General features: G+C 76.8%; 22 protein-coding genes. 13 read left to right on the top strand and 9 right to left on the bottom strand.

Features of this window, described 5'->3' with window-relative positions; all coding sequences use genetic code 11:
• Nucleotides 1-6: 6 nt before the first annotated feature.
• Nucleotides 7-465 (bottom strand): universal stress protein, encoded by a 459-nt coding sequence (locus tag KVT14_RS02420; protein WP_217614197.1) that lies wholly within the window; start codon nucleotides 463-465, stop codon nucleotides 7-9.
• Between the two features lie 173 nt (nucleotides 466-638).
• Between KVT14_RS02420 and KVT14_RS02415 the strand changes: the two genes are divergently transcribed.
• The 3 genes from KVT14_RS02415 (at nucleotide 639) to KVT14_RS02405 (ending at nucleotide 5,307) form a co-directional block, all read left to right on the top strand.
• Nucleotides 639-1,940 (top strand): hypothetical protein, encoded by a 1,302-nt coding sequence (locus KVT14_RS02415; protein ID WP_217614196.1) that lies wholly within the window; start codon nucleotides 639-641, stop codon nucleotides 1,938-1,940.
• Between the two features lie 353 nt (nucleotides 1,941-2,293).
• The gene (locus KVT14_RS02410; RefSeq protein ID WP_217614195.1) at nucleotides 2,294-3,457 is read left to right on the top strand and encodes a D-alanyl-D-alanine carboxypeptidase family protein; all 1,164 of its coding nucleotides are present in this window, start codon (nucleotides 2,294-2,296) and stop codon (nucleotides 3,455-3,457) included.
• 215 nt (nucleotides 3,458-3,672) lie between these two features.
• The gene (locus KVT14_RS02405) at nucleotides 3,673-5,307 is read left to right on the top strand and encodes a heme peroxidase family protein (protein ID WP_217614194.1); all 1,635 of its coding nucleotides are present in this window, start codon (nucleotides 3,673-3,675) and stop codon (nucleotides 5,305-5,307) included.
• A gap of 69 nt (nucleotides 5,308-5,376) precedes the next feature.
• On the opposite strand, the gene KVT14_RS02400 is transcribed toward KVT14_RS02405, so the two are convergent.
• From KVT14_RS02400 to KVT14_RS02390, 3 genes are all read right to left on the bottom strand, one after another.
• Nucleotides 5,377-6,450: a YihY/virulence factor BrkB family protein gene (locus tag KVT14_RS02400; RefSeq protein ID WP_217614193.1), complete on the bottom strand. Its 1,074-nt coding sequence runs from the start codon at nucleotides 6,448-6,450 to the stop codon at nucleotides 5,377-5,379.
• 91 nt (nucleotides 6,451-6,541) lie between these two features.
• Nucleotides 6,542-6,979 carry a winged helix-turn-helix domain-containing protein gene (locus tag KVT14_RS02395; protein ID WP_217614192.1) on the bottom strand — a complete coding sequence of 146 codons (438 nt, stop codon included), beginning with the start codon at nucleotides 6,977-6,979 and terminating at the stop codon, nucleotides 6,542-6,544.
• A 246-nt stretch (nucleotides 6,980-7,225) separates the two neighbouring features.
• Nucleotides 7,226-9,001, bottom strand: coding sequence for a metallophosphoesterase (locus tag KVT14_RS02390; protein ID WP_217614191.1), 1,776 nt, complete (start codon nucleotides 8,999-9,001; stop codon nucleotides 7,226-7,228).
• A 100-nt stretch (nucleotides 9,002-9,101) separates the two neighbouring features.
• On the opposite strand from KVT14_RS02390, the gene KVT14_RS02385 reads away from it, so the two are divergent.
• On the top strand, nucleotides 9,102-10,076 hold the full coding sequence (locus tag KVT14_RS02385; protein ID WP_217614190.1) for a cation diffusion facilitator family transporter: 975 nt from the start codon (nucleotides 9,102-9,104) through the stop codon (nucleotides 10,074-10,076).
• Between the two features lie 315 nt (nucleotides 10,077-10,391).
• The gene (locus KVT14_RS02380; RefSeq protein WP_217614189.1) at nucleotides 10,392-10,784 is read left to right on the top strand and encodes a PASTA domain-containing protein; all 393 of its coding nucleotides are present in this window, start codon (nucleotides 10,392-10,394) and stop codon (nucleotides 10,782-10,784) included.
• A gap of 289 nt (nucleotides 10,785-11,073) precedes the next feature.
• On the opposite strand, the gene KVT14_RS02375 is transcribed toward KVT14_RS02380, so the two are convergent.
• Entirely contained in the window at nucleotides 11,074-11,838 is a 765-nt protein-coding gene (locus KVT14_RS02375) for a fructosamine kinase family protein (protein ID WP_217614188.1), read from the bottom strand.
• A gap of 66 nt (nucleotides 11,839-11,904) precedes the next feature.
• Here KVT14_RS02375 and KVT14_RS02370 point away from each other — a divergent pair, with 66 nt between their 5' ends.
• Nucleotides 11,905-12,939: an aminoglycoside phosphotransferase family protein gene (locus tag KVT14_RS02370; RefSeq protein ID WP_217614187.1), complete on the top strand. Its 1,035-nt coding sequence runs from the start codon at nucleotides 11,905-11,907 to the stop codon at nucleotides 12,937-12,939.
• A gap of 17 nt (nucleotides 12,940-12,956) precedes the next feature.
• On the opposite strand, the gene KVT14_RS02365 is transcribed toward KVT14_RS02370, so the two are convergent.
• Nucleotides 12,957-13,469 (bottom strand): Lrp/AsnC family transcriptional regulator, encoded by a 513-nt coding sequence (locus KVT14_RS02365; RefSeq protein ID WP_217614186.1) that lies wholly within the window; start codon nucleotides 13,467-13,469, stop codon nucleotides 12,957-12,959.
• Between the two features lie 120 nt (nucleotides 13,470-13,589).
• Between KVT14_RS02365 and ald the strand changes: the two genes are divergently transcribed.
• From ald to KVT14_RS02345, 4 genes are all read left to right on the top strand, one after another.
• The gene (gene ald, locus KVT14_RS02360) at nucleotides 13,590-14,708 is read left to right on the top strand and encodes an alanine dehydrogenase (RefSeq protein WP_217614185.1); all 1,119 of its coding nucleotides are present in this window, start codon (nucleotides 13,590-13,592) and stop codon (nucleotides 14,706-14,708) included.
• A gap of 59 nt (nucleotides 14,709-14,767) precedes the next feature.
• A complete protein-coding gene (locus tag KVT14_RS02355) occupies nucleotides 14,768-15,355 on the top strand; it encodes a GNAT family N-acetyltransferase (RefSeq protein WP_217614184.1) in 588 nt (195 codons plus the stop codon).
• A gap of 8 nt (nucleotides 15,356-15,363) precedes the next feature.
• On the top strand, nucleotides 15,364-17,442 hold the full coding sequence (locus KVT14_RS02350; protein WP_217614183.1) for a M3 family metallopeptidase: 2,079 nt from the start codon (nucleotides 15,364-15,366) through the stop codon (nucleotides 17,440-17,442).
• 74 nt (nucleotides 17,443-17,516) lie between these two features.
• Entirely contained in the window at nucleotides 17,517-18,866 is a 1,350-nt protein-coding gene (locus tag KVT14_RS02345) for a M20/M25/M40 family metallo-hydrolase (protein WP_217614182.1), read from the top strand.
• A gap of 100 nt (nucleotides 18,867-18,966) precedes the next feature.
• Here KVT14_RS02345 and KVT14_RS02340 read toward each other — a convergent pair whose 3' ends face one another.
• On the bottom strand, nucleotides 18,967-19,212 hold the full coding sequence (locus KVT14_RS02340; protein WP_147796572.1) for a DUF5703 family protein: 246 nt from the start codon (nucleotides 19,210-19,212) through the stop codon (nucleotides 18,967-18,969).
• 63 nt (nucleotides 19,213-19,275) lie between these two features.
• Between KVT14_RS02340 and KVT14_RS02335 the strand changes: the two genes are divergently transcribed.
• Nucleotides 19,276-19,596, top strand: a complete 321-nt coding sequence (locus KVT14_RS02335; protein WP_217614181.1) for a primosomal protein — start codon at nucleotides 19,276-19,278, stop codon at nucleotides 19,594-19,596.
• Between the two features lie 44 nt (nucleotides 19,597-19,640).
• On the opposite strand, the gene KVT14_RS02330 is transcribed toward KVT14_RS02335, so the two are convergent.
• On the bottom strand, nucleotides 19,641-20,603 hold the full coding sequence (locus KVT14_RS02330; protein ID WP_217614180.1) for an aldo/keto reductase: 963 nt from the start codon (nucleotides 20,601-20,603) through the stop codon (nucleotides 19,641-19,643).
• Between the two features lie 112 nt (nucleotides 20,604-20,715).
• Here KVT14_RS02330 and KVT14_RS02325 point away from each other — a divergent pair, with 112 nt between their 5' ends.
• Entirely contained in the window at nucleotides 20,716-21,597 is an 882-nt protein-coding gene (locus KVT14_RS02325; protein ID WP_147796573.1) for an undecaprenyl-diphosphate phosphatase, read from the top strand.
• 16 nt (nucleotides 21,598-21,613) lie between these two features.
• Here KVT14_RS02325 and KVT14_RS22220 read toward each other — a convergent pair whose 3' ends face one another.
• Complete coding sequence (locus KVT14_RS22220) at nucleotides 21,614-22,603, bottom strand: CorA family divalent cation transporter (protein ID WP_217614179.1); 990 nt, start codon at nucleotides 22,601-22,603, stop codon at nucleotides 21,614-21,616.
• Between the two features lie 147 nt (nucleotides 22,604-22,750).
• Here KVT14_RS22220 and mshC point away from each other — a divergent pair, with 147 nt between their 5' ends.
• Entirely contained in the window at nucleotides 22,751-24,013 is a 1,263-nt protein-coding gene (gene mshC / locus KVT14_RS02315; RefSeq protein WP_217614218.1) for a cysteine--1-D-myo-inosityl 2-amino-2-deoxy-alpha-D-glucopyranoside ligase, read from the top strand.
• Nucleotides 24,014-24,026: the final 13 nt, after the last annotated feature.

The following is a 24,026-nucleotide window of genomic DNA, read 5'->3' as shown; positions in this document are numbered from 1 at the left end:
GGCCCGTCAGGGCACGACGGTGACCGGCCAGCGCGCGTTCCGCACGAGCCGCACGGCCAGCGAGCCGGCGATCCGGTGGCCGATGCTCGCCGACGACCCGACCACGACGCTGTCCGCGCGCACCTCGTGCGCGACGGCGGACAGCACCTGGTACGGGTCGCCGGTGCGCACCACGACCTCGACCGGCACGCCCCGCGCGTCGGCGAGGGCGCGCGGGTCGCGGAGGGCGCGCTCCACCGCGTCCTGGTGCTCGACGACGGCGACGCTCGCCGCGCCGGTCGTGTCCATCAGCGACGCCACCCCGCCGCCGGGCTCGCGCACGTAGACGACCACCAGGCGGCTGCCCTGGCGCCGGCACACGCCCACCGCGTAGGCGGCGGCACGCAGCGACGGGTCGGAGCCGTCCACGCCCACGACGACCGCGGTGGGCCCGTCGCGGCCGATCTCGAACTGGTGGCCGGTCACGCCGCACCGTCCCCTCTCACGCCGTCCGTCCTGGTCGCCCCGACGCTATCGGCTGCCACGGGCCGCCGGGACGGGACCTCCGGCCGGGCGTGCCGACGCGGGCGTCGGGGTCGGTGGCGTGGTTCGCTGGGCCGACGAGGCGGACGGGGCGACGAGCACGCGGGAGGACGGCGGTGGCGGACCTGGCAGGCGTGGCGGCGGACCTGTACGGCGTGCCGCCGGCGGGGTTCACCGGCGCCCGCACCGCCGCCGTCAAGGCCGCCCGGTCCGGCGGCGAGCGCGACCTCGCGCGCGCCGTGGGCGCGCTGCGGAAGCCGTCCTCCGCCGCCGCGGCCGTCAACCTCCTCGTGCGGGAGCGTCCCGACGACCTGGGCGCGCTGCTCGACCTCGGGGTCCGGATCCGCGAGGCGCAGGCGGCCCTCGCGGGTGCGGACCTCCGGGCGCTGCACGCGGAGCAGCAGCGGGCCGTCGGCGCGGCGGCGGACGCGGCCCTGGCGCTGCTCGGCGGCGGCGCGGGCGGCGCGGTCCGCGGCCAGGTCGAGGCCACCCTCCGGGCGGCGATGGGCGACCCCGACGCCGCCGCGGCGGTCGCGACGGGGCTGCTCGTGCGGGACCTGTTCTCGTCGGGGTTCGAGCCGGTCGACGTCGAGGGCGCGGTGGCGGTGCCGGGCGCGCCGGCGCTCGCCGGTGCGCCGGCGCGACGGACGCCGCTGCGCGCGGTGCCGGACGACGCGGGCGCGGCGGCGGACGGGTCGAACGGGGAGCGGGACGTCGACGCGCCGACCGGGGCACCCCCCGGTCGGCGGCGCGGGCGGCTGCTGACCGAGGAGGAGCCGCGGCGGCCGCTGCGCGCGGCCCCGGCAGGGCGGCGGTCGCGGGTCCGCGTCGCGGACGAGGACGAGCCGGGGTCCGGCGGCGGCGAGCGCACGGAGGACGCGGGGCCCGGCGACGGCGAGGGCACGGGCGGTCCGGGGGAGACGGTGTCGCTGCCCGGCAGACGCCGCCGCGGCCGCGTGCGGGTCCAGCGGGACCGCCAGACCCAGCAGGATCGCCGGGCCGAGCAGGGGCGCCGGGCCGAGCAGGATCGCCAGGCCGAGCAGGAGCGCAGCGCCGCGCGCCGGGCCGCGGCCGAGCGCGAGGCCCGGGCGCAGCGGCGCGCGGCTGCCGTCCGGGCCGCCGAGCAGGACGTCGCCCTCGCGCGCGACGAGGCGGACGAGCGTCGCGGGGCGCGCGACGCGGCCGACGACCGGCTGCACGCGGTCGAGGCCCGCGCCGAGGAGCTGGACGGCACGATCGCCCGCGCCCGGGAGGAGATCGAGCGGCTGCGGGCCGCCCTGGCGTCCGCCGAGCAGGAGTCCCGCGCGGTCGGCCTCGAGGTGCGGCACGCGCGCTCCGCGCGCACGGCGGCGGCGCGGCAGGCCGAGCGCGCGGAGCAGCGGCTGCGCGCCGCGGAGGCCGCCCGGGACGCCCTGTGATCCGCTCGTCGCAGGTGCGCGCGCGGTGTGCCCGGGTCGCGTCGGGCCGCCTCCGGCACAGCGCCGACCGGCGCGCCGCGGTGTGACCCGGATCACTCGTTCGCGTTGACACCTTCCGCGGGGCGTTCCTACGCTGGCCGGACGGCACGCCTCGCGAGGACGGGGCGCCCGTGGCGGGAGCCGGGCGCAGGAGCCCGGTACGACCGGCGCGCACTCCTGGCGCGGCACCGGCACCCCGGCTTGGGGGATCGGCGACGACGCGGCTCGGGCGCGCGGTGGGCGTCGCGGGTCCGGATCACCCGGGTGGCGCGCCCACGCGGACCAGCGACCCGCCTCGCCCAGGAGCCCCCGCGATGCCGTCAGCGCCGCGCCGTCCCCGCCACCGGATGGCCGGGCGCGCGCGGCTCGGCCGGGGCGCGGCGGTCGCCCGGGTCGGTGGCCGGTCGCTGCTCGGGGCGGGCCTCGCGGTGGCGCTCGGCGTCACGCTCACCGGGACGCCGGCGCTCGGCGGCACCGGCGCGCCCCCGGCTCCCGCCGCCGCGAAGGCCGAGGACGCCACCGGCCGCGGGTTCGACCCGGTCCGCACCGCCGCCGCGGACGGCGACCGGTGGGTGGCGCGGACCGCGGCGGAGGAGCCCGCCGTGACCGCCGCGTCCGCGCTGCTCGCGCGCGCGGCCCTGGACGCCGCCGCCGGCGTGGAGCCGCTGCGGGTGTCGCCGCAGCCGCTCGACGACCTGCCCGGGATGGACGCGGCCGTGGTCCGGCTCACGGACGCCTGGGCAGAGCCGGCCGCGACGGCCGGTGACCGCGTCGCCTCGGCGCTGCGCGTCCGCGCGGCCGCCGGGTCGGTGTTCCGGCTCGCGCTGGCCGTCGAGCGCAGCGTGCCGGTCGCGGCGGACCGTGCGGCGGGCGACGTGGCGGGGCTGGACCGGGTGGAGCAGGCCGCCGGTGAGGCGACGCGTGCCGCGGCGGACCTGCCGGTGCTCGACGGGCGGGTCGTCGGCGCGCCGGTGCGCACCGGGGGCGGCAGCGCGCGCCCGTCGGGGCTGCTCGCGGACGGGACCGTCGACCCGGTGCTGCTGTGCCCGGTGCCGTTCGCGCCCGGGGCGCGGCTCCGCTGCGACGCGGTGGTCGCGCTCACGGCGCTGAACGAGGAGTTCCGGGCCGAGCACGGCACCGACCTCCCGGTCGGCAGCACCTACCGGACCTACGCCGAGCAGGCGGCGCTCAAGGCGGCCAAGGGCGGCCTCGCCGCGCCGGCGGGCGTGTCGCACCACGGCTGGGGCGTCGCGGTCGACTTCGCCGGGTTCGGCGGGGTCGGGCAGTTCGACCAGCCGCTGTACGCGTGGATGGTGGAGCACGGGCCCGCGCACGGCTGGGAGCACCCCGCGTGGGCCGGCCCGGGGGGTGCGGGTCCGGCGGAGCCCTGGCACTGGGAGTACACCGGCACGCCGGCTCCGGCGGCAGCAGGCGCCGCCGGTGCGGCGCCCGCGGGTCCGGCCGCCGCCGACTCTTGAAGCCCCCGCGCACGCGGTGGTGTGATGGTCGCCTCGCGCACCCGGCGTGCGCGCCGCCCCGACGTCGTCGTCGGCCGCGTCGCGCCGGACTCGCAGCCCGCGCCGTCCGCACCCCCCGGTGACGACCCGGACCGCTCACCCCGCCGCCCGCGCGGCGCGGGTCCGCCACCCGGCCGGGCGTCCACCGCGGCCCGGCACCGCCCAGGGGGAACCACATGAACGCCACGCAGACCGAGACCGCCGCGCCCGCCGTCGCCGGACGGGTGGTCGAGAACGTCGGCCACGGGGAGGTCCTGCACCGCCAGGCGCGCGCCTCGGACTTCGGCTACCTGTTCGCCGACCTGGTCGGCGACGCCGACGCCCACCTGCCGGCGGCCGACCCGCCGCAGGTCATCGCGCTGCTCCGCCGGCTCGGCGGCGCCATGGCCGAGCCGGCCACCAGCCCGGCCCCGCCGTCGACGATCCCGGCGGTGTACACCTACTGGGGCCAGTTCATCGACCACGACCTCACGCTCGAGGACTCGGCGGACCCCCGCCTGCAGCAGCCGGCGGTCGCCGACCCCGCGCTCCGTCCCGTCGACGCGGACACGGTGCGGCACGCGCTCGGCAACGCCCGGCAGCCGTACCTCAACCTGGACTCCGTCTACGGCGACGGCCCCGACGGCGACCGGTCCGCCGCGTTCTACGACGGTCCGTTCCTGCGTGTCGGCACCCTCGCGTCGCCCGCGCCGGGCCAGCCGGTGCCCGCGGCCGGCGACCCCGCCGCCCGCGACCTGCCCGGCCGGCACCCGGTGACCGACCCCGCGACGGGCCGGACCCAGTTCCCCGCGACGATCGGCGACTCCCGGAACGACGAGAACCTGGTCGTCGCGCAGCTGCACACCGCCTACCTGCGGTTCCACAACGCGGTGGTGATCGCCTTCCGGAGCGCGGAGCCGGGGCTGTCCGACGCCGACCTGCTCGCCCGCGCGCAGCACTTCGTGCAGCACACCCACCAGTGGCTGATCGTGCACGACTACCTGCGGACGGTGACCGTGCCGGGGACCGTCGACTGGGTGCTGTCCGAGCTCAAGGGCCTCTACCTGCAGCGGTTCCCCGCGAAGCGCCCGCCGGTCATGCCGCTCGAGTTCTCGGTCGCGGCGTTCCGGTTCGGGCACTCGCAGGTGCGCAACGCCTACGACTACAACCGGAACTTCGGCGACCCCGGGTTCGTCGCGCCGCGGGCCACCCTCGACCAGCTGTTCCAGTTCACCGGTCGCGGGGGCTTCATCGGCGGCGCGCAGACGCTGCCGGAGAACTGGGCGATCGAGTGGGACCGGTTCGTCGACAAGGCCGACCCGGACCCGCGGCACTTCGCCCGCGCGATCGACACCCAGCTCGCCGACGACCTGTCGGTCATGCGGAACGAGCCGCGGGACCTCGCGGGCATCCAGGAGCACCTGGCCAAGCGGAACCTGCTGCGCGGCTACCTGCTCGGGGTGCCGACGGGGGAGGCGGTCGCCCGCGCGCTGCGCATCCGACCGCTGACCCGCGCCGAGCTGCTCCGCGGCGCCCCGGCGGGCGTCCGGTCCGCGCTCACCAGCCCCGAGCTCACCGGGCGCACGCCGCTCTGGTACTACGTGCTCAAGGAGGCCGAGGTGCTGACCTCGGGGAACTCCCTCGGTCCCGTGGGCAGCCGGCTGGTCGCGGAGACGGTCGTCGGCCTGATGCGGCACGACCCCGGGTCGTTCCTCACGAGCGTCCCCGCGTGGGGCACCGGGCCCGTGCCCGTGCTGCCGGGCGGCGACGGCGCCCGGACGATCGGCGGGCTGGCGGACCTGCTCGACGTCGCGGGCGTCACGGCGTCCTGAGCGCGGCTCCCGCACGGACCGGCCGGGCACGCGCGACGCGTGCCCGGCCGGTCCGCGCCCGTCCCGGGGTCAGCGCGGCGGACGCGTCCGGCGCTGCTCACGGATGAGCCGCCCGCGGCGGACGTCCTCCTCCGCCTTCGCCCGCTTCTTGTCGCTCGCGCGGGTGTCCCGCGGCGGCAGCTGGATCGTGCGCTCGGCCTCGATCCCGCCCTGGAGCTCGCGGCCGCGCTCGACCTCGGCGTCCAGCTCCGCGCCGAACAGCAGCGCCAGGTTGGTGATCCACAGCCACAGGAGCAGCACGATCGCGCCCGCCAGCGAGCCGTAGGTGCTGTTGTACGACCCGAAGTTCGCGACGTAGAACCCGAACCCGACCGACGCCAGGATCCACACGACCACGGCGACGAGGGCGCCCACGCTCATCCAGCGGAACTTCGGCTGCCGGACGTTCGGCGTGAAGTAGTAGAGGATCGCGACCGCGACGATCACCAGCAGCAGCACGACGGGCCACTTGGCGATGTTCCAGGCGGTCACCGCCACCGAGCTGAGCCCGATCGCGTCGCCGACCGTCCGGGCGAGCCCGCCCGACAGCACGACGGCGACGACGATGACCACCGCGAACAGCACCAGCACGAGCGTGACGAGCAGCAGCACGGGGCGCAGCTTCCAGACCGGCCTGCCCTCGTCGATCTCGTAGACGCGGTTGATGCCGCGGCTGAACGCGTTCACGTACCCGGACGCCGACCACAGCGCGACGACCAGCGAGACGACGAAGGTCAGGCCGGCGCCGGGGGAGTTGGTGAGGTTCTCCAGGATCGGCTGGAGCGTCTGCGTGGCGCTCTCCTGGCCGACGAGCCCGGTCGCCGTCTCCACCAGGTTCTCGACGAGCTGCTGCCCGTCGCCCACCAGGCCGAGGATCGACACGACCGCGAGCAGGCCCGGCGCGATCGCCAGCACCGCGTAGTACGTCAGCGCGGCGGCCAGGTCGGTGCACTGGTCGTGGTTGAACTCGCGGAGCGTGGTGCGCAGCACGTACGACCACGACCGCTTGGTGAGGTCGTCGGGGGAGTCGGGCTTGCGCGGGTCGTCCGGCGCGGGCGCGTCGGCGCGCGCGGTGCTCGTCTGCTCGTCGTCGGCGTGGGCCACGGGGACCTCCTGGGTGGCGCGGGGGTGTTCCGATCGCCAGAGTCACCCGCCGGCGCCCGGCCCGCCACAGGAACGCGGCGTGCCCGGCGGCTCAGGCCACGACGCGCAGGCCGTCCAGGGCGTTGAGCCGGTACCCGACGCCGCGCACCGTCGCGATCAGGCCGTCGAGGCCCGACTTCGCCCGCACCCGGCGGACGTGCACGTCGACCGTGCGGGTGCGGTCGGACAGGTCGTGGCTGCGCCAGGCGCCGTCGTACAGCTCGTCGCGGCTGACGACGCGCCCGGCCGACCGCGCCAGGTACGCCACGAGGTCGAACTCCTGGCGGGTCAGGTCGACGTCCTGCCCGTCGACCACCAGGCGGCGGCCGGGCAGGTCGACGACGACGGCGGGGGTCAGCGGCAGGGCGGCCAGCAGCTCCTCGAACCGGCGCAGGTCGGCCTGGGTGGGCAGGTCGGCGGCGTGCGCCAGGGCGGTGCCGGCCGGGTGGACGGCGGGACGGGCGGTCGTGGCAGGGGTCAGGACGCTCACGGGGATGCTCCTCGGGGGTCCGCCGCACGCGGGCGGCGGGGCGGGACGACGACGTCCCGCGCGGATCTGACGGCAGGTGGGGAGGCGGTCAGGCCCGACAGAGCGGACACGCGCAGGCGCGCCGCAGGGTGCGGCACCGGCGGAGCGCGGAGGTCATGGTCGTGAGTGTGGCACGGGACGCCGCGGGGCGGCACCGATCCCGTGGCCCGTCTCAGGGGGCGGACGGAGGTGTCGTGCGGGGTGGCGTCAGCCCGCAGCGGGCGCCGTCGCCCCGCCGGAGGGCGTCGTCGACGGCCCGGACCCGGGCACGGCCTCGTCCCCCTCGTCGGCGGGGACCGGCACCACGGCGGGCCAGCGCTCCGGGTCGTGCACGACCGCGCTCGCGTCCGTGCCGATCTCGACGAGCTGCCAGTCGAGGATCTCGCGGGTCGTGGGGTCCCAGCGCAGCAGCGTCATCTCGGCGGTGCCCTTGAGCGGGCCGATCCGCGGCTCGTTCTCCTGCGCCCCCGCGGTCGACGACGAGATGTACCGGATCCCCTCCTCGATCTGCTCGGGGTCCGTGCGGGTGTGCATGTGCCCGGACACCAGCGCCGGCACGCAGCCGTCGGCCAGCATCGCGGGGGCGGTCCGCGGGTTGTGGAACAGCACGAGGTCGACGCCGTCGGGGTCCTCGCAGGCGACCTCGGACAGGCGGGTGCCGACCTCGGCGTACGACTCGTCCTGGGTCTGCGTCTGGATCAGCCGGGTGGCCTTCGGGTCGTGGTCGCCGAGGATGCGCATGCCGCGCACGTCGATGACGCCGCCGTCCAGGACGGTCGCGCCGGCCCGCGCGTACTGCGCGGTGGTCTCGGCGGAGTCGTGGTTGCCGGGCGCCGTGATCAGGTCGACGCCGTCCGGGATCGCCCGGGCGAACGTCGTCACGCAGTACTGCTCGACGGAGGTCCCGTTCATCGTGGTGTCGCCCGCGTCGAGCACGACCTCGGCGCCCGACATCTCGGCGAGGGACGTGATGAGCGGGGCCATGCCGACGTTGCAGTGCAGGTCCGAGATGACCAGCAGCGTGAGCGGCTCGGCCTCCTCGTCGGTCGGCTCCCCGGCGTCCGCCGTCGGGCTGGGCGACCCGGTCGGCGCGGCCGTCGGCCCCGTGGTCGCCGCCGGGGCGTCGTCGCCGTCCTCGTCGCGGGCGTCCCGGCGCCCCTCCCAGTCCGCCCACGCCGCGACGAGCGCGTCGTCGGCCTGATCGTAGAACTCCTCGTTCTCCTGGAACGCCTTGACGACCAGCCCGCCGTAGGTGTCGACGATGCCGCCGAGCCGCCCGGTGATCCGCGCGCCCTCGAGCGGCGTCCCGTCGAACACGGCGGACGCGGTCTGGGACGGGGCGCGCTCCGCGGCGTCGCCGCGCTCGCTCGCGGTGACCAGCGTCCCGACCAGCACGACCGCGAGGCCGCCCGCGGTGAGCTGCGCGCCGTGCGGCGCCAGGCGGCCGGCCAGCTCCTCGCGCCGACCGGGCCCGAGCAGCCAGCGTCCCCCGAACCACAGCGCCACCAGCACGACGAGCGCGCCCAGCGTCCGCCACAGGGCGTTCGCCACGAGCGCGCGGGCGGCGTCCTCGATGGTGGCCTGCGGCCCGGTGAAGAACTGCAGGTAGGAGTTGAGGTCCCCGGTGAGCGCCTGGAGCGTGTCGATCCCGTGCAGCGCGTCGACGCCGGCGGGGATCTCCTCGACGGTGACCCGCGCGCCGAGCCCGAGCGGCAGCGGCGAGTCGATCTGGAGGGTGCCGAGCGGACCCACGTCGATCGTGACCGTCGCGTCGGTCGTGACGTCGTACCGCGCCTCGTGCGGGCCGAGGCTCGACTCGGCGGTCGCCGTCGTGACCCCGAACACGAGCGCGGCGAGCAGCGCGACGAGCGCCAGCAGGCCGTGCAGCAGCCACCGGCGGCGGCGGCCGGGGCGCGCGGGACGGGCGGGACGGACCGGCGGCGCGGCCTCGGCGGGCTCGGGGGTGGCGTCGGGTGCGGGCATCCCGCCGAGCCTAGACGCGCCGGCCCGGCGCCGTCCTGCCGGGCCGGCGGGTCCCCGTCCGCCCGTGCGGGGCGTCCCGCGCTGTGCTACTCCGGAGACCATGACCAGCCCCGTCACCACGCCGGACGGCCCGCCCGCGGCGGCGGACGGCCACGCGGAGAGCACCCTCACCGTCGTCGTCGCCTTCGCCGCCAACGCGCTCATCGCGGTCGCGAAGACGGTCGCCGCGGTGCTCACCGGCGCGGCGTCGATGCTCGCGGAGGCCGCCCACTCGTGGGCGGACACCGGTAACGAGGTGTTCCTCCTCGTCGCCCAGCGGCGCGCGGCGCGGGCGCCGGACCGCGCGCACCCGCTCGGCTACGGGCGCGAGGTCTACGTCTGGTCGCTGTTCGCGGCCATCGGCCTGTTCGCGGTCGGTGCGGGCGTGTCGATCACCCACGGGATCCAGGAGCTGGTGCACCCGGAGCCCGCGTCGTCGTACGTCGTCGCCTACGTCGTGCTCGGCGTCGCGCTCCTGCTCGAGGGGACGTCATTCCTGCAGGCGTGGCGGCAGGCGCGCCGGGCCGCCCGGCGGCGGGACATGGACCTGTGGGAGCACGTGCTGGCGACGTCCGACCCCACGGTCCGGGCCGTGTTCTTCGAGGACGCCGCGGCGCTCGTCGGCATCGTGATCGCGGGGACCGGCATCGCGCTGCACCAGGTCACGGGGTCGCCCGTGCCGGACGCGGTCGGCTCGATCCTGGTCGGCGTGCTGCTCGGGGTCGTGGCCGTGCTGCTCATCGACCGCAACCGCCGGTTCCTCGTGGGGGAGACGGCCGACCCGGCGCTGCAGGGCGCGGCGGTGCGCGCGCTGCTGGCGATGCCCGAGGTCGCGCGGGTGACCCAGCTCCGGCTGGAGGTCGTCGGAGCGCGGCAGCTGTTCCTGGTCGGAGCCGTCGACCTGGCGGGCAACCTCGCCGAGGACGAGGCGTCGCACGTGCTCGCCTCCGTCGAGCGCCAGGTCACCGCGGTACCCGGCGTCGTGGGTGCCGTGCTGTCCCTGTCCGAGCCGGAGGAGGCGGCGCTGACGCCCTGACGGCGGCGAGCGCCCCGGCCGGCACCCGCCCGGGCGGTGCGCACGGGTGAACGGCTGGGCCGTCCGGGCGTCGCCGCTGGTGGCTGCGTCACAGATCCCCGAAATGCGGACGTAACCTGTCGGCCGACAGGCGTATTCTCTGTGCCGAGGGCGCGTCGCCCGCCGGGGCACGTCCCGGGCGGCCGCTCGACTGCCGACGACGGCCGCCTGCGAGCCGCAGCGCGGCGCGTTCGCCCGTCCCGCGCCCTCCGCGGCGACCGGCGACCCCGGGGACCGCGGTCCGTGACGCACCGCAACAGCCCAGGAGGGCCCCCGATGAACATGTCCATCGCCCGAGCCGGTCGCCGGACCACGCGCACCCTCAGCGTGGCCGCCGCCGCCGTCGCGACGGTCTCCCTGCTCGCCGCCTGCGCCTCCGGCGAGGGCAGCACGTCGGCGGGCTCCGCGTCCGACGACTCCACCACCGCGGCCGCCGAGACCCAGGACGTCCAGGTCATCGATCAGACCAACCTGCTGCTCGCGACCGCGCAGGAGACGCTCGAGGCCCGCGGCCTCGAGGTCCAGGCCGCCGACGCGTCCGGCCAGGGCCGGCCGATCGACGACCCGACCCAGTGGGTCGTCGTCACGCAGGACCCGACCTCCGGCACCGTCGAGGCGGGCACCGAGGTCACGCTCACGGTCCGCATGACCACCGACCCGGTGGGCTGATCGGAATAAACGCTGGCGCCGCCGCGCTGGACGGGGTGAGACTCAGAGCTCCCGGTCCGCGCGGCGGTGCAGCATCCCGCCGCGGAGGGACCGGCCCGGACGCGGAGCACGCGCCCCTCGTGAGGGGTGGACGGACGCGGGACGGGTGGCTCGTCACCGACGGCCCTCAACGAGGCCGGGGCGGATCAGGTCGCGCGGGAGAAGGACAAGCGGGCGCGGCGGACGGTGGCGTACAGGTGCTGACCCGCCCGGGCGGGGCCACGGGCCCCGCCGGGCGCACGCACGGCCGTCACGCGTAGGGCGCGGCGAGCCGGCGCAGCTGCGCGGCGTAGCCGCCGCCGAACAGCACCGCGTGCATCCCCACCGGGTACACCTGGTGCAGGCCGATCCGGTGCTGCCACCCGCGGCGCAGCGGGTGCACCTCCTGGTAGGCGTCGAGCACGTCGGTCAGGTGCGGGAACCCGAACAGCGCGAGCATCGCCAGGTCGGACTCCCGGTGGCCGCCGTGCGCGGCCGGGTCGATCAACGTGGCCCCCGCCGGCGTCCACAGCACGTTGCCGGACCAGAGGTCCCCGTGCAGCCGCGCGGGCGTGTCGTCGTCGTCGAGCCCGCCCGACCGGAGCCGGTCCGCGAGCCGGCGCAGCAGCGCGACGTCGTCCGGCCCCAGCGCCCGGCGCCGCTCGGCGGCCGCGGCCAGCGGCTCGATGCGGCAGTCGGACAGGAACGCGCCCCAGCGCTCGTGGTCGCCCGCCGGCATCGGCAGCGGCTGGTCGAGCGGGCCGAAGAACCCGTCGCCCTGCCAGCCGTCGGGCGGGCTGCCGAACCGGCGGGCGCCCGCGTCGTGCATGACGGCGAGTCCGCGGCCCAGCTCGCGCGCCGCCCGGCGGCTCGGCGGCACCTCGGTCAGGGCGGCGAGGTCCAGGTGGTCGGGGCCGACGCCGAGCACGTCGACGACCGGCGCACCGCCGCGCACCCGCAGCCACCGCAGCCCCGCGGCCTCGCACGCGAAGAACCCCGGGGGCGCGCCCGCGCGGCGCTTGCGGTAAGTGTCCATGCGACGGCCTCCCTCGACACGGCGGGCGCGGGCGGGCACGGGCGGCTCGCCGCTAGCCTGGCGCGCGTGCCGCCCGACGCCGACCCGATCCTCGTCAGCGGCGCGGCGCCGCCGGGGGAGGCGCGCCGTGCCGGGCCGCGGTCGCCGGCGCTGCCCGCTGCCCTGCGCCAGGGTGCCGGGCGCACCCCGGAGGGCGCGGACTGGCTCGGCCGCCTGCCGTCCCTGGTGGACCGCGCGGTCCGCCGCTGGGATCTGGTGCTGGGCGACCCGTTCCCGTCGGGCTCGGCGTCCTGGTGCGCGCCCGCCCGTGACGCCGCCGGGCGCGACCTGGTGCTCAAGCTGTCGTTCCCGCACGACGAGGCGCGGGACGAGGCCGCGGTGCTGCGCGCCTGGGGCGGGCGCGGCGCGGTGCCCCTGGTCGACGGGCACGCGGGCGACTGGGCGCTCCTGCTCGGCCGGGCGCGACCCGGCACGCCGCTGCGGGCGGTCCGGGCGCCCGCGGCCCGGCGGCTGGCCGCGGCGGCGGACGTGCTGCGTGCCCTGCACGCCGGGCCGACCCCGGCGGGGCTGCCCGCACTGGCGGACGTCGGACGCGGGCTCGCGGACGTGGTTGCGGAGCGGGCGGACCGCGCGGCCCGCGCCGGGCTCCGGCCGGACCCGGGCCTGCTGCGGGCGGCGGACGCGACCCTGCGCGGGGTCGGGGCCTCAGCCGCGCCGGTGCCCGTCACGCTGCACGGCGACTACAACCCGGGCAACCTGCTGCTGGCCGGGACCGGCGAGGGAGCCCGTTGGGTGGCGATCGACCCCAAGGCGCTCACGGGCGACCCGGCGTACGACGCCTGGCCGCTGCTCGAGCAGGTCGCGGACCCCTGGCGCACCGCCGACCCGGTGCGCGTCCTGCGCGACCGCCTCCTCCTCGTCGCCGACCGCGCCGGGCTGGACGCCGCGGGCGCCGCGCGGTGGGCGGTCGCCCGCGGTGCGGAGTCCGCGCTCTGGTCCTGGCACCACGGAGGCGTTCGGCGCGGCACCGCCCGGGGGCTCGACCGCGCGCTGGCCCGGGTGCGGGACTGGGCCCGGGTCGCGGACCTGCTCGGCGGCTGAGCGGCCGCGGCGGGCGGTCAGCCCACCGCGCCCCGGAGGTGGTCGAACACCAGGCTGGTCTCGGTGGAGGCGACGTCCGGCCGGTCGCTCAGGCGCTCCACGACGAACCGGCGCAGCTCGTCGGTGTCGCGCACCGCGACGTGCAGGAGGAAGTCGTCGGCACCGGCGAGGAAGTACACGTCCAGCACCTCCGGCCGCGCGGCGACCGCCCGGGCGAAGGGTTCCAGGGTGGCCCGGGAGCCCGCCGCCATCCGGACCGCGACCATGGCCCGCAGGCCTCGGCCGAGGGCCTGGGGGTCGACGTCCGCGTGGAACCCGCGGATGACGCCGGCCCGGCGCAGCGCCCGGACCCGCGCCAGGCAGGTCGACGGCGCGATCCCCACGGCGGCGGCGAGCGCGTTGTTGGCGACCCGGCCGTCCTCCTGGAGCAGCCGGACCAGCTGCCGGTCGACCGCGTCGAGCGGAGCGGCTCGAAGATCGTTCGGCGGTGTGACCGACGTCGCACCGAGACCCGCAGGAAGTTCGACCATATCCTGAGCGTAACGAACCGACACGCGCCGTCACGCCGCGGAAACACCGCGAAGTTCACGCTGGAACCCGACGGGCGCCGAACCGGCCCCGCACGCCGCGCGACGCCCCAGGAGGCTGCGATGAGGGTCGGGATCCCCGCCGAGGTCAAGAACCACGAGTACCGGGTCGCCATCACCCCCGCCGGGGTGCACCAGCTGGCCGCGGCCGGGCACGAGGTGCTGGTGCAGGCCGGCGCCGGGCGCGGCTCCGCGATCGCCGACGAGCAGTACGCCGCCGCCGGCGCGACCCTCGTCCCGGAGGCCGCGCGCGTCTGGGGCGAGGCCGACCTGGTGTGCAAGGTCAAGGAGCCCGTGCCGTCCGAGTACGGGCACCTCCGCGACGACCTCGTGCTGTTCACCTACCTGCACCTCGCGGCGGACCGGCGGCAGACCGACGCGCTGCTCGCGGCCGGCACCACGGCGATCGCCTACGAGACGGTCCAGCTCCCGGACCGCTCGCTGCCGCTGCTCGCGCCCATGAGCGAGGTGGCGGGCCGGCTCGCCGCTCAGGTCGGCGCCTACCACCTCATGCGCAGCGCCGGCGGGTCCGGTCGGCTGCTCGGCGGCGTCCCCGGCGTCGCCCCGGGGCGGGTCGTCGTCATCGGCGGCGGCGTCGCGGGGCAGCACGCGGCGGAGATCGCGCTGGGCATGCGCGCGGACGTCACCGTGCTCGACGTGTCGGTCCCGCGGCTGCGGGAGCTGGACACGGCGTTCGGCGGACGGGTCCGGACCCTCGCGTCGTCCGCGTACGCGGTGCGGGAGGCGGTGGCCGACGCCGACCTGGTCGTCGGGGCCGTGCTGGTCCCGGGCGCCCGCGCGCCGAAGCTGGTCACCGACGACATGGTCGCCGCGATGCGCCCCGGCTCGGTGCTCGTCGACGTGGCGGTCGACCAGGGCGGCTGCTTCGAGTCCACCCGGCCGACCACGCACGACGACCCGACGTTCGCCGTGCACGACGCGGTGTTCTACTGCGTCGCGAACATGCCCGGCGCGGTGCCGGTCACGTCGACGCAGGCGCTGACGAACGCGACGCTGCCGTACCTGACCGCCCTCGCGTCCCGCGGCTGGCGCGAGGCGCTGGCGGCGGACCCGGCCCTGGCGGCGGGACTCGCGACGCACGCGGGGCTGCTTTACCACGCCGGGGTGGGCGCGGCCCACGACCTGCCCGTGGCGGACCCGGGCGTCGTGCTGGCGGCCTGACCAGCGGCGACGGGCGAAAGGCCGCGACCCGGGCGGTCCGACCGTGGCAGGGTGGGCCGATGGAGACCTTCGAGCTGACCGACGGCGTCGTCGTCCTGCGCGCGCCGGGCCCCGCGGACGTCGACCGGATCGACGCCCTCTGCCAGGACCCGGCCATCCAGGAGTGGACGACCGTGCCCAGCCCGTACACGCGCGAGGACGCCGAGTCCTTCGTCACCGGGTACGTCGCGGACGGCTGGGCCCGCGGGACGACGCTCAACTGGGCGGTGCGCGACGCCGCCGACGACACGCTGCTCGGCATGGTCGGCCTCGGCATGGAGGGCACAGGCTCGGCCGAGATCGGCTACTGGCTGGCGCCCGAGGCTCGGGGCCGCGGCCTGATGTCCCGGTCCGTCGAGCTGGTGCTCGACGCGGCGTTCGGCCGTCTGGGGCTGGTCCGGGTGTTCTGGCGCGCGTTCGTGGGCAACGGCCCGTCCCGCGCGGTCGCCGAGCGGGCCGGGTTCCGGGTCGAGGGGGAGCTGCGGCTGGGCGGCGTGCAGCGCGGCGTCCGGCGCGACGACTGGGTGGGCAGCCTGCTCGCCACCGACGCCCGGCCCCGGCGTGTCGGCGAGCGCTCTCCGGCCGCTGCCTCGGGCAACGGGAGATGATGGCGGGCATGAGCACCCCCACCCTGGACGCGGATAACCCGTTCGCCGCCCCGTCCTCGCTGCCGTACGGCCTGCCCGACTTCGCCGCGATCCGCGAGGAGCACCACCGCCCCGCGCTGCTCGCCGGCATGGCGGAGCAGCGGGCGGAGGTCGAGGCCATCGCCGCGTCCACCGACGCGCCCACCGTCGAGAACACCCTGGACGCGCTCGAGCGCTCCGGCCGGCTGCTGCACCGCGCGGCCATCGTGTTCTTCAACCAGTCCTCCGCCGACTCGACCCCCGGGCTCGAGGCGCTCGAGGAGGAGGTCGCGCCGCTGCTGGCCGCGCACAGCGACGCCATCTACCTGGACCGCCGGCTGTTCGCGCGCCTGGAGGCGCTGCGCGAGGCGGCCGAGGCCGGGGACCTGGAGCTCGCCCCCGACACCGCGTGGCTGCTCCACCGCCAGCACACCCAGTTCGTCCGCGCGGGCGTGCGGCTCGACGACGACGCCCAGGCCCGGCTCCGCGAGCTCAACGCCGAGATCACCCGGCTGGAGACCGTGTTCGGCCGGCTGCTGCTCGCCGAGACCAACGACTCCGCGGTGCTCGTCACCGACGCCGCCGAGCTCGCGGGGCTGCCCGAGGACGCCCGGGCCGCCGCCGCCGAGGCAGCCGCCCGCCGCGGCCACGAGGGCGCCTGGCTGATCGACCTCATCCTGCCGACCCAGCAGCCGGCGCTGGCGCAGCTGTCCGACCGCGCCCTGCGCGAGCGTCTGCACACCGCGTCCGTGCGGCGGGGCGGCCGCGGGGGCGAGCACGACACCCGCGCCACCCTGCTGGAGCTGGCCCGGCTGCGCGCCGAGCGCGCCCGCCTGCTCGGCTACCCGCACCACGCGGCGTACATCGCCGAGGACGCGACCGCGAAGACCCCGGAGGCCGTCGCCGACATCCTCGGCCGCCTGGCGCCCGCCGCCGTCGCCAACGCGCGCGCCGAGGCCGCCGACCTCGAGGAGGCGCTGCGCCGCGACGTCCCCGGCGCCACCCTGGAGGCCTGGGACTGGGCGTACTACGCCGAGCAGGTCCGCAAGGAGCGCCGCTCCCTCGACGACTCGTCGCTGCGCCCGTACCTGGAGCTCGACCGCGTGCTGCACGACGGCGTGTTCCGCGCCGCGGGCGAGCTCTACGGCCTGACCTTCACCGAGCGCGCCGACCTCGTCGGCTACCACCCGGACGTCCGGGTCTTCGAGGTGACCGACGCCGACGGCACCGGCCTCGGCCTGTTCCTCGGCGACTACTGGACCCGCGACTCGAAGCGCGGCGGCGCGTGGATGAACAACCTGGTCGACCAGTCGACGCTGCTCGACGAGGCGCCGGTCGTGGTGAACAACCTCAACATCCCGAAGCCTCCGGCGGGTCAGCCGACGCTGCTGACCTGGGACGAGGTCATCACGCTGTTCCACGAGTTCGGCCACGCGCTGCACGGCCTGTTCTCCGCGGTGCGGTACCCGTCGCAGTCCGGCACCGACGTGCCGCGCGACTTCGTCGAGTACCCGTCGCAGGTCAACGAGATGTGGGCCTGGGAGCCGTCGGTCCTGCGCGCGTACGCCGTGCACCACGTCACCGGGGAGCCGATGCCGCAGGAGTGGGTCGACACTCTCATCGCCGCCCGGCAGGACGGCGAGGGCTTCGCCACGACGGAGTACCTGGCCGCGGCGCTGCTCGACCAGGCCTGGTACCGGCTCGCGCCCGAGGACGTCCCGACCGACGTCGCCGAGGTGGAGCCGTTCGAGGCCGCCGCGCTGGAGCGCGCGGGCATCGCGTTCGCGCCGGTGCCGCCGCGGTACCGGACCACGTACTTCAACCACGTGTTCGGCGGCGGCTACTCGGCTGGCTACTACTCGTACATCTGGTCCGAGGTCCTCGACGCCGACACGGTCACCTGGTTCGAGGAGAACGGCGGCCTGCGCCGGGAGAACGGCGACACCTTCCGCGCGAAGCTCCTCTCGCGCGGCGGCAGCGTCGACCCGATGGCCGCGTTCCGCGACCTGCGCGGCCGCGACCCGGAGATCGCCCCGCTGCTCGCGCGCCGGGGCCTGACCTCGGCCTGAGCACCGCGCCGGGGCCGGGGGTCCGCCGTGGACCCCCGGCCTCGGCGTGCCCGTGCGGCCGGTAGCGTGGGGGCATGAGCGACGCACCCGCCACCCCGCCCGCCGGCCAGCACGACACCTCGGCGGCCGAGGGCGAGGTCGTGCGGATCGCGCAGGAGCTCATCCGGTTCGACACGTCGAACTACGGCGACGGCTCCGGCCCCGGCGAGCGCTCCGCCGCCGAGCACGTGATGACCCTGCTGCACGAGGTCGGCCTCGAGCCCGAGCTGATCGAGTCCGCCCCCGGCCGCGCGAACGTCGTGGTGCGCCTGGCGGGGGAGGACAGCAGCCGGCCCGCGCTGGTGCTGCACGGGCACACCGACGTCGTCCCGGCCGAGGCGAAGGACTGGAAGGTCGACCCGTTCGCCGGCGAGGAGTTCGACGGCATGGTCTGGGGCCGCGGCGCCGTGGACATGAAGGGCATGGACGCGATGATCCTGGCGGTCGTCCGCCAGATGGTCCGCGAGGGGCGCCGGCCCGCCCGGGATGTCGTCGTCGCCATGTTCGCCGACGAGGAGGCCGGGGGGAGGTTCGGCGCCCGGCACCTCGTCGACCACCGCCCCGACCTGTTCGAGGGCGCCACCGAGGCCGTCTCCGAGGTCGGCGGGTTCTCCGTCGACGTGCAGGGCCGCCGCGCCTACCTGCTGCAGACCGCCGAGAAGGGCATCGCCTGGCTCCGGCTGGTCGCGGACGGCACCGCCGGCCACGGCTCGGCGGTCAACCCCGACAACGCGGTGACCGAGCTGGCCGGCGCGATCGCCCGCATCGGCGCCTACCAGTGGGACACCCGGCTCACGCCGACGGTGCTCGCGCTGCTGGAGGGCGTCGCCGACCTCACCGGCCTGCCGCTCGACGTGGACGACCCGCTGGCGATCGACCGGCTGATCGGCGCGCTCGGCCCGGCGCGGCGGTTCGTCGGATCGTCGATCCGCACGCTCGCCAACCCGACGCAGCTGCACGCCGGCTACAAGACGAACGTCATCCCGGGCCGCGCCACGGCGACGGTCGACGTCCGGCCGCTGCCCGGCGACCACGAGGACGTCCTGGCGAAGGTCCGCGAGCTCGCCGGCCCGCACGTCCGGGTCGAGCCCGAGCACCTCGACATCGGCCTGGAGGTGCCCGCGACCGGCGCGCTGGTCGACACGATGACCGACGTGCTGCGCGCCCAGGACCCCGAGGCCGTCGTGCTGCCGTACATGCTGTCGGCGGGCACGGACAACAAGTCGCTCGCCCGCCTCGGCATCGAGGGCTACGGCTTCGCGCCGTTGCGGCTGCCGGCCGACCTCGACTTCACGGCGCTGTTCCACGGCGTCGACGAGCGGGTGCCCGCGGACTCCCTGCGGTTCGGCGTCCGCGTGCTGGACGGGCTGCTGCGCGAGGCGTGAGCGGGACCTGACCGCAGGGCGGGCGCGCGCCCGCGACGACGGCGGACGGGCACCCGCGACGACGGCAGGGCGGCACCTGCGGGTGCCGCCCTGCCGTCGTTCAGTCGCCCAGCGCGCCGAGCGTGGAGCGGACCCGGATGATCCGGCGCCGCAGCCACACCTTCCGCTCGCCGCCCGCGTACAGGAGGGTCCGGGCCAGCTCCCACCGGCCGTACTCCGCCTGCTCCGTGAGCAGCCGGCGGGCGTCGCCGCGGCTGGTCGTCCGGGGGATCGTGAGGACGCGGTACTCGTACTGCCGCGCCTGCTCCGGGCCGCCCGGGCGTCCCGAACGCGTCGTGCCTGCCATGCCCACCGCCTTGTCGATCGGGTCGTGGTGCCATTGTGCCTGGTGCGGCGCTACGGTCATCGCATGGCTATCGACCCGCGCGCGGCACTGGACCGCCTCATCGCAGCTCTCGAGGCGCACTACACCGCCGTGTCGACCCGGCGGGGCGAGGACGACCCGGCCGTCGACGACGCGTACGACGTGCTCGCGGACGCGTTCGAGGTCTACGACGACGCCCTCGGCACCGTGCACGGGGAGGCCACGCCGTTCTACCTCGCGGAGGAGGACGACGAGGAGGACGAGCACGAGGACGACGACGAGCAGGACGACGAGTACGACGCGGACGACCTGCCCGAGGAGTCCTACGAGGACGACGACGAGGACGACGGCGCGCTGAGCCGCTGACGCCGCGCGCCACCGCCGGGACGGCCCGGGCCCGCGCGGGCCGGTCAGCGGCGCTCGGGGTACCCCGTCGCCGGCGCGCTGACCTCGTCGAGCGCCCGCAGGATCTCCGGCGGCAGCTCCACGTCCTCCGCCGCGAGCGACGCGCGGAGCTGGGCGGGCGTCCGCGCGCCCACGACCGCCGAGGCGACCTGCGCGCGCACCCGCAGCCAGGCGAGCGCGACCTCCAGCGGTGCGCGGCCGAGCCCGTCCGCGGCGATCACGACCGCCTCGACGACCGCCGCCGCCACCGACCCGAGGTACGGCTCGACGAAGCCCGCGAGGTGCGGCGACGCCGCCCGGGAGTCGGCGGGCACCGTGCGCCGGTACTTCCCGGTCAGCACGCCCCGCCCGAGCGGCGACCAGGCGAGCACCCCGACGCCGAGGTCCGCCGCCGCGGGCAGCACCTCCCGCTCGATCCCGCGCTGCAGCAGCGAGTACTCCGCCTCGACCGCGGCCAGGCCGGGGTCGTCGCCGAGGAGCGTGGCGGCGCGCGCCACCTGCCAGCCGGCGTGGTTCGACAGCCCGACGTAGCGGGCGCGCCCGGACTCGACGGCCCGGCGCAGCGCGCTCACCGTCTCGGTGAGCGGCGTGCGCGGGTCGGGGGTCTGCACCAGGAACAGGTCGACGTGGTCGGTGCCGAGCCGGCGCAGCGAGGCGTCCAGGCCGTCGAGCAGCGCGCCGCGGGACGCGTCGACCACCCCGCCCTGCGGCGTGCGCCGCACGCCCGCCTTGGTGCAGAGCACGACCTCGTCGCGGGGGACCACGCGCCCGAGCAGCGACCCCAGCAGCTCCTCGGCGCCGCCGTCGGCGTACGAGGCGGACGTGTCGACGAGCGTCCCGCCCGCGTCGGCGAAGTCGCGCAGCTGCTCGGCGGCGTCGTGCTCGTCGGTGTCCCTGCTCCAGGTCAGCGTCCCGAGTCCGAGGTGCGAGACCCGCAGGCCGGTCCGTCCGAGCTGGCGCTGTTCCATGCCGTGAGGGTATCCGTGCCGCCGGGTCGTCCGGGCACGGGGGTGACCAGCGGCTATCGTGGCGCCTCGTGGCAGCGCACCCGAGCACCCCGTCCCGGATCGGCACCGGCGCATGAGCGTCTGGGAGGCGATCGTCCTCGGACTCGTCCAGGGCCTCACCGAGTTCCTGCCCGTGTCGTCGAGCGCGCACCTGCGGATCGTGGGCGAGCTGATCGGCTCGGGCGACCCGGGCGCGGCGTTCACGGCGATCACGCAGATCGGGACCGAGACCGCCGTCCTGCTGTACTTCCGGCGGGACATCGCCCGGATCTGCGTGCACTGGTGGCGCGCGGTGCGCGGCGACCTCGGCACCGACTGGCGGTCCCGCGCGGGCGCGCCCGTGGGGGGCACCCCGGACCGCGACGCGCAGATGGCGTGGTTCATCGCGCTCGGCTCGGTGCCGATCGTCGTGCTGGGCCTGCTGTTCCAGGACGCGATCGAGGCGCCGTTCCGCAACCTGTGGCTGATCGTGCTGACGCTGACCGTGTTCGCGCTGATCCTGGACTGGGCCGACCGGCGGTCGAGCAGCCGCCGGGAGCTGACGGACCTGACCCCGCGGCACGCGCTGTACTTCGGGCTCGCGCAGGCGATGGCGCTCGTGCCGGGCGTGTCCCGCTCGGGCGGCACGATCACGGCCGGCCGACTGATGGGCTACAGCCGGACGGCGGCCGCCCGGTACTCGTTCCTGCTCGCCATCCCGGCCGTCCTCGGGTCGGGGCTCTACCAGCTCGGCAAGAGCGTCGGCACCTTCGGCGAGGCCGGCACCCCCGGCGTCCTGCCGACCCTGATCGCGACGGTCATCGCGTTCGTCGTGGGCTACGTCGTGATCATCGGGTTCCTGAAGATCGTGTCGACGTACTCGTACCGGCCGTTCGTGATCTACCGGATCGGGCTCGCGGTGGTCGTCTCGCTGCTGCTGCTGACCGGCGTCCTGGACCCGCTCGCCGGGGCCTGAGGGCGGACGGCGGGCGCTACAGCCAGCCGGACCGCTTGAACAGCCGGAACAGCAAGCCGGCGGCCGCGCCCATGAGCACGATCGACGCGGGGTAGCCGACCAGCCAGTGCAGCTCGGGCATGTGGTCGAAGTTCATGCCGTACACCCCGGCGATGAGCGTCGGCACCGCGATGATCGCCGCCCACGCGGAGATCTTCCGCATGTCCTCGTTCTGCCGCACCGACACCCGGGACAGGTGCACGGACAGCATGTCGCCCAGCAGCGCGTCGTGGGCGTCGAGGTGCCGGTCGACCTTCGTCAGCACGGTGTCCAGGCGGCGCAGCCAGCGCATGGTGCGCGTCTCCCGCTGCGCGTCCTCCTGCTCCGCGACCAGGTCCGGGAACGCCGACAGCAGCGGCACCAGCGCGCGGCGCGCCTCGCCGATCTCGCGCTTGAGGTCGTAGACCACCTCGGCGGGGTCGTCGGCCTGCGGGCTGAACACCAGCTGCTCGACGTCGGCGACCGCCTCGCCGATGCCCATCTCGACGTCGCCGGCCCGCCGGACGAGCGCCATGAGCACCGCGGCGAACACGTGGCTCTCGCGGTCCTGCGGCAGGTGGTCGCCCTCGGCCAGGTGCTCCCGCACGTCGTCGAGCAGCGCGCCGGGGCCCTCCTCGGCGGTGATGGTCACGCCCTCGACCTCGAGCGACCCCCAGACGCCGGTCGTGACGTCGCGGGTGCGCCCGTCGTAGGCCAGCGTCGGGCTCACCAGGTACCGGCCGCCGCCGGGCAGCCGGCGGAGCTGCGGGCGCCGGGGGTCGCCGGGCGCGGCGGGTCCGTGGTCCGCGACCGCGCGGTGCACCACCGACTCCGGGACGCCGGCCTGCCGCGCCGCGTCGGCCAGCAGGTCCAGCGAGTCGACGTGCACCCACGCGACCGGCGGCTCGGGCGCCGCCAGCAGGGCCAGCAGCCCGTCGGGGTCCGTCTCGGCCCAGCCGTCGCCCTGGTGCACCCACGCTCTCTCCACGCGGGCATTGTCCCGGGGCCGCGCGCGGGCCGGGCGTCCGACGCGCCGCCGCGCCGCTCGGGCGACCCGGACGGGGGAGCGGTGGCGTCCGTCACCCCGGCCCGGACGCGGGCGCCCGTCCCCGCGGCGGCCGGTACGCTCGACGCCGTGCTCACCTGGCCCGCCCCGCAGATCCCGCAGCTCCCCGGCCAGGGGGGTCCGGTGCGCGTCCGCGACACCTCGACCGGCGAGCTCGTCGTGGCGGCGCCGGGGCCGGACGCCACCGTCTACGTCTGCGGCATCACCCCGTACGACGCCACGCACATGGGCCACGCCGCCACCTACGTCGCGTTCGACCTGCTGGTCCGCGGCTGGCTCGACGAGGGCAAGCACGTCCGGTACGCGTCCAACGTCACCGACGTCGACGACCCGCTGCTCGAGCGCGCCGAGGCCACCGGCGTCGACTGGCGGGAGCTCGCGGCCGACCAGACCGCGCTCTACCTCGAGGACATGACCGCCCTGGGCGTCGTGCCGCCGGACGTGTACACCGGCGCCGTCGAGTCCGTGCCGGACGTGGTCAAGGCCGTCGAGGCGATGCTGGCGGCCGGGACCGCCTACGTGATCGGCACGCCGGACGCGCACGGCCAGGGAGCCGGCGACGTGTACGCCGACCTGTCCGCGGACCCGGCGTTCGGGCAGGTCGCCCGCCTCGATCGCACCGAGATGCTCGCGCTGTTCGGCGAGCGCGGCGGCGACCCCGCCCGCCCGGGCAAGCGCGACGCCCTCGACCCGCTGCTCTGGCGGTCCGCGCGCCCGGGCGAGCCGTCCTGGGACGGCAACGCGCTCGGCCCGGGCCGCCCCGGCTGGCACATCGAGTGCGCCGTGATCGCCCGCGACGGGATCGGCCTGCCCTTCGACGTCCAGGGCGGCGGCTCCGACCTGCGGTTCCCGCACCACGAGATGAGCACCTCGCACGCCCGGCTGCTCGACGCCGGCGAGGGCGCCCGCACCCACGTGCACACCGGCATGGTCGGGCTGCACGGGCAGAAGATGAGCAAGTCCCTCGGCAACCTCGTCCTGGTGTCGCAGCTGCGCGCCGAGGGCGTCGACGCCATGGCCGTCCGGCTCGCCATCCTCGACCACCACTACGCGGCCGACTGGGAGTGGACCGACGAGGTCCTGCACGCCGCCCAGGCCCGGCTGGACCGGTGGCGGTCGGCGGTGTCGGGCAACGGCGGGCCGGCGTCCGCCGCCCTGCTGGCCGAGGTGCGCGCCGCCCTGGCCGACGACCTCGACGCCCCCCGCGCCCTGCGCGCCGTGGACGCCTGGGCCGACGCCTCGCTGGCCGGCGGCCCCGCGGCCGAGGCCGAGGAGGGCGCGCCGGGGATCGTGGCCCGCGCCGTCAACGCGCTGCTGGGCGTGCGGCTCTAGCGGATCCGCCCGG

Origin of the sequence: Cellulomonas sp. GbtcB1, assembly GCF_019091725.1 — a bacterium.
Taxonomy (GTDB): Bacteria; Actinomycetota; Actinomycetes; order Actinomycetales; family Cellulomonadaceae; genus Cellulomonas.
This window is presented reverse-complemented; position numbering and strand designations above follow the sequence as displayed.

Coding starts and splice junctions, on each gene's coding strand:
- KVT14_RS02385 (WP_217614190.1), top strand. CDS start 9,102: ATGACCAGCCCCGTCACCACGCCGGACGGCCCGCCCGCGGCGGCGGAC.
- KVT14_RS02375 (WP_217614188.1), bottom strand. CDS start 11,838: ATGGACACTTACCGCAAGCGCCGCGCGGGCGCGCCCCCGGGGTTCTTC.
- KVT14_RS02355 (WP_217614184.1), top strand. CDS start 14,768: ATGGAGACCTTCGAGCTGACCGACGGCGTCGTCGTCCTGCGCGCGCCG.
- KVT14_RS02325 (WP_147796573.1), top strand. CDS start 20,716: ATGAGCGTCTGGGAGGCGATCGTCCTCGGACTCGTCCAGGGCCTCACC.
- KVT14_RS02405 (WP_217614194.1), top strand. CDS start 3,673: ATGAACGCCACGCAGACCGAGACCGCCGCGCCCGCCGTCGCCGGACGG.
- KVT14_RS02340 (WP_147796572.1), bottom strand. CDS start 19,212: ATGGCAGGCACGACGCGTTCGGGACGCCCGGGCGGCCCGGAGCAGGCG.
- KVT14_RS02390 (WP_217614191.1), bottom strand. CDS start 9,001: ATGCCCGCACCCGACGCCACCCCCGAGCCCGCCGAGGCCGCGCCGCCG.
- KVT14_RS02350 (WP_217614183.1), top strand. CDS start 15,364: ATGAGCACCCCCACCCTGGACGCGGATAACCCGTTCGCCGCCCCGTCC.
- KVT14_RS02365 (WP_217614186.1), bottom strand. CDS start 13,469: ATGGTCGAACTTCCTGCGGGTCTCGGTGCGACGTCGGTCACACCGCCG.
- KVT14_RS02345 (WP_217614182.1), top strand. CDS start 17,517: ATGAGCGACGCACCCGCCACCCCGCCCGCCGGCCAGCACGACACCTCG.
- KVT14_RS02330 (WP_217614180.1), bottom strand. CDS start 20,603: ATGGAACAGCGCCAGCTCGGACGGACCGGCCTGCGGGTCTCGCACCTC.
- ald (WP_217614185.1), top strand. CDS start 13,590: ATGAGGGTCGGGATCCCCGCCGAGGTCAAGAACCACGAGTACCGGGTC.
- KVT14_RS02410 (WP_217614195.1), top strand. CDS start 2,294: ATGCCGTCAGCGCCGCGCCGTCCCCGCCACCGGATGGCCGGGCGCGCG.
- KVT14_RS02380 (WP_217614189.1), top strand. CDS start 10,392: ATGAACATGTCCATCGCCCGAGCCGGTCGCCGGACCACGCGCACCCTC.
- KVT14_RS02335 (WP_217614181.1), top strand. CDS start 19,276: ATGGCTATCGACCCGCGCGCGGCACTGGACCGCCTCATCGCAGCTCTC.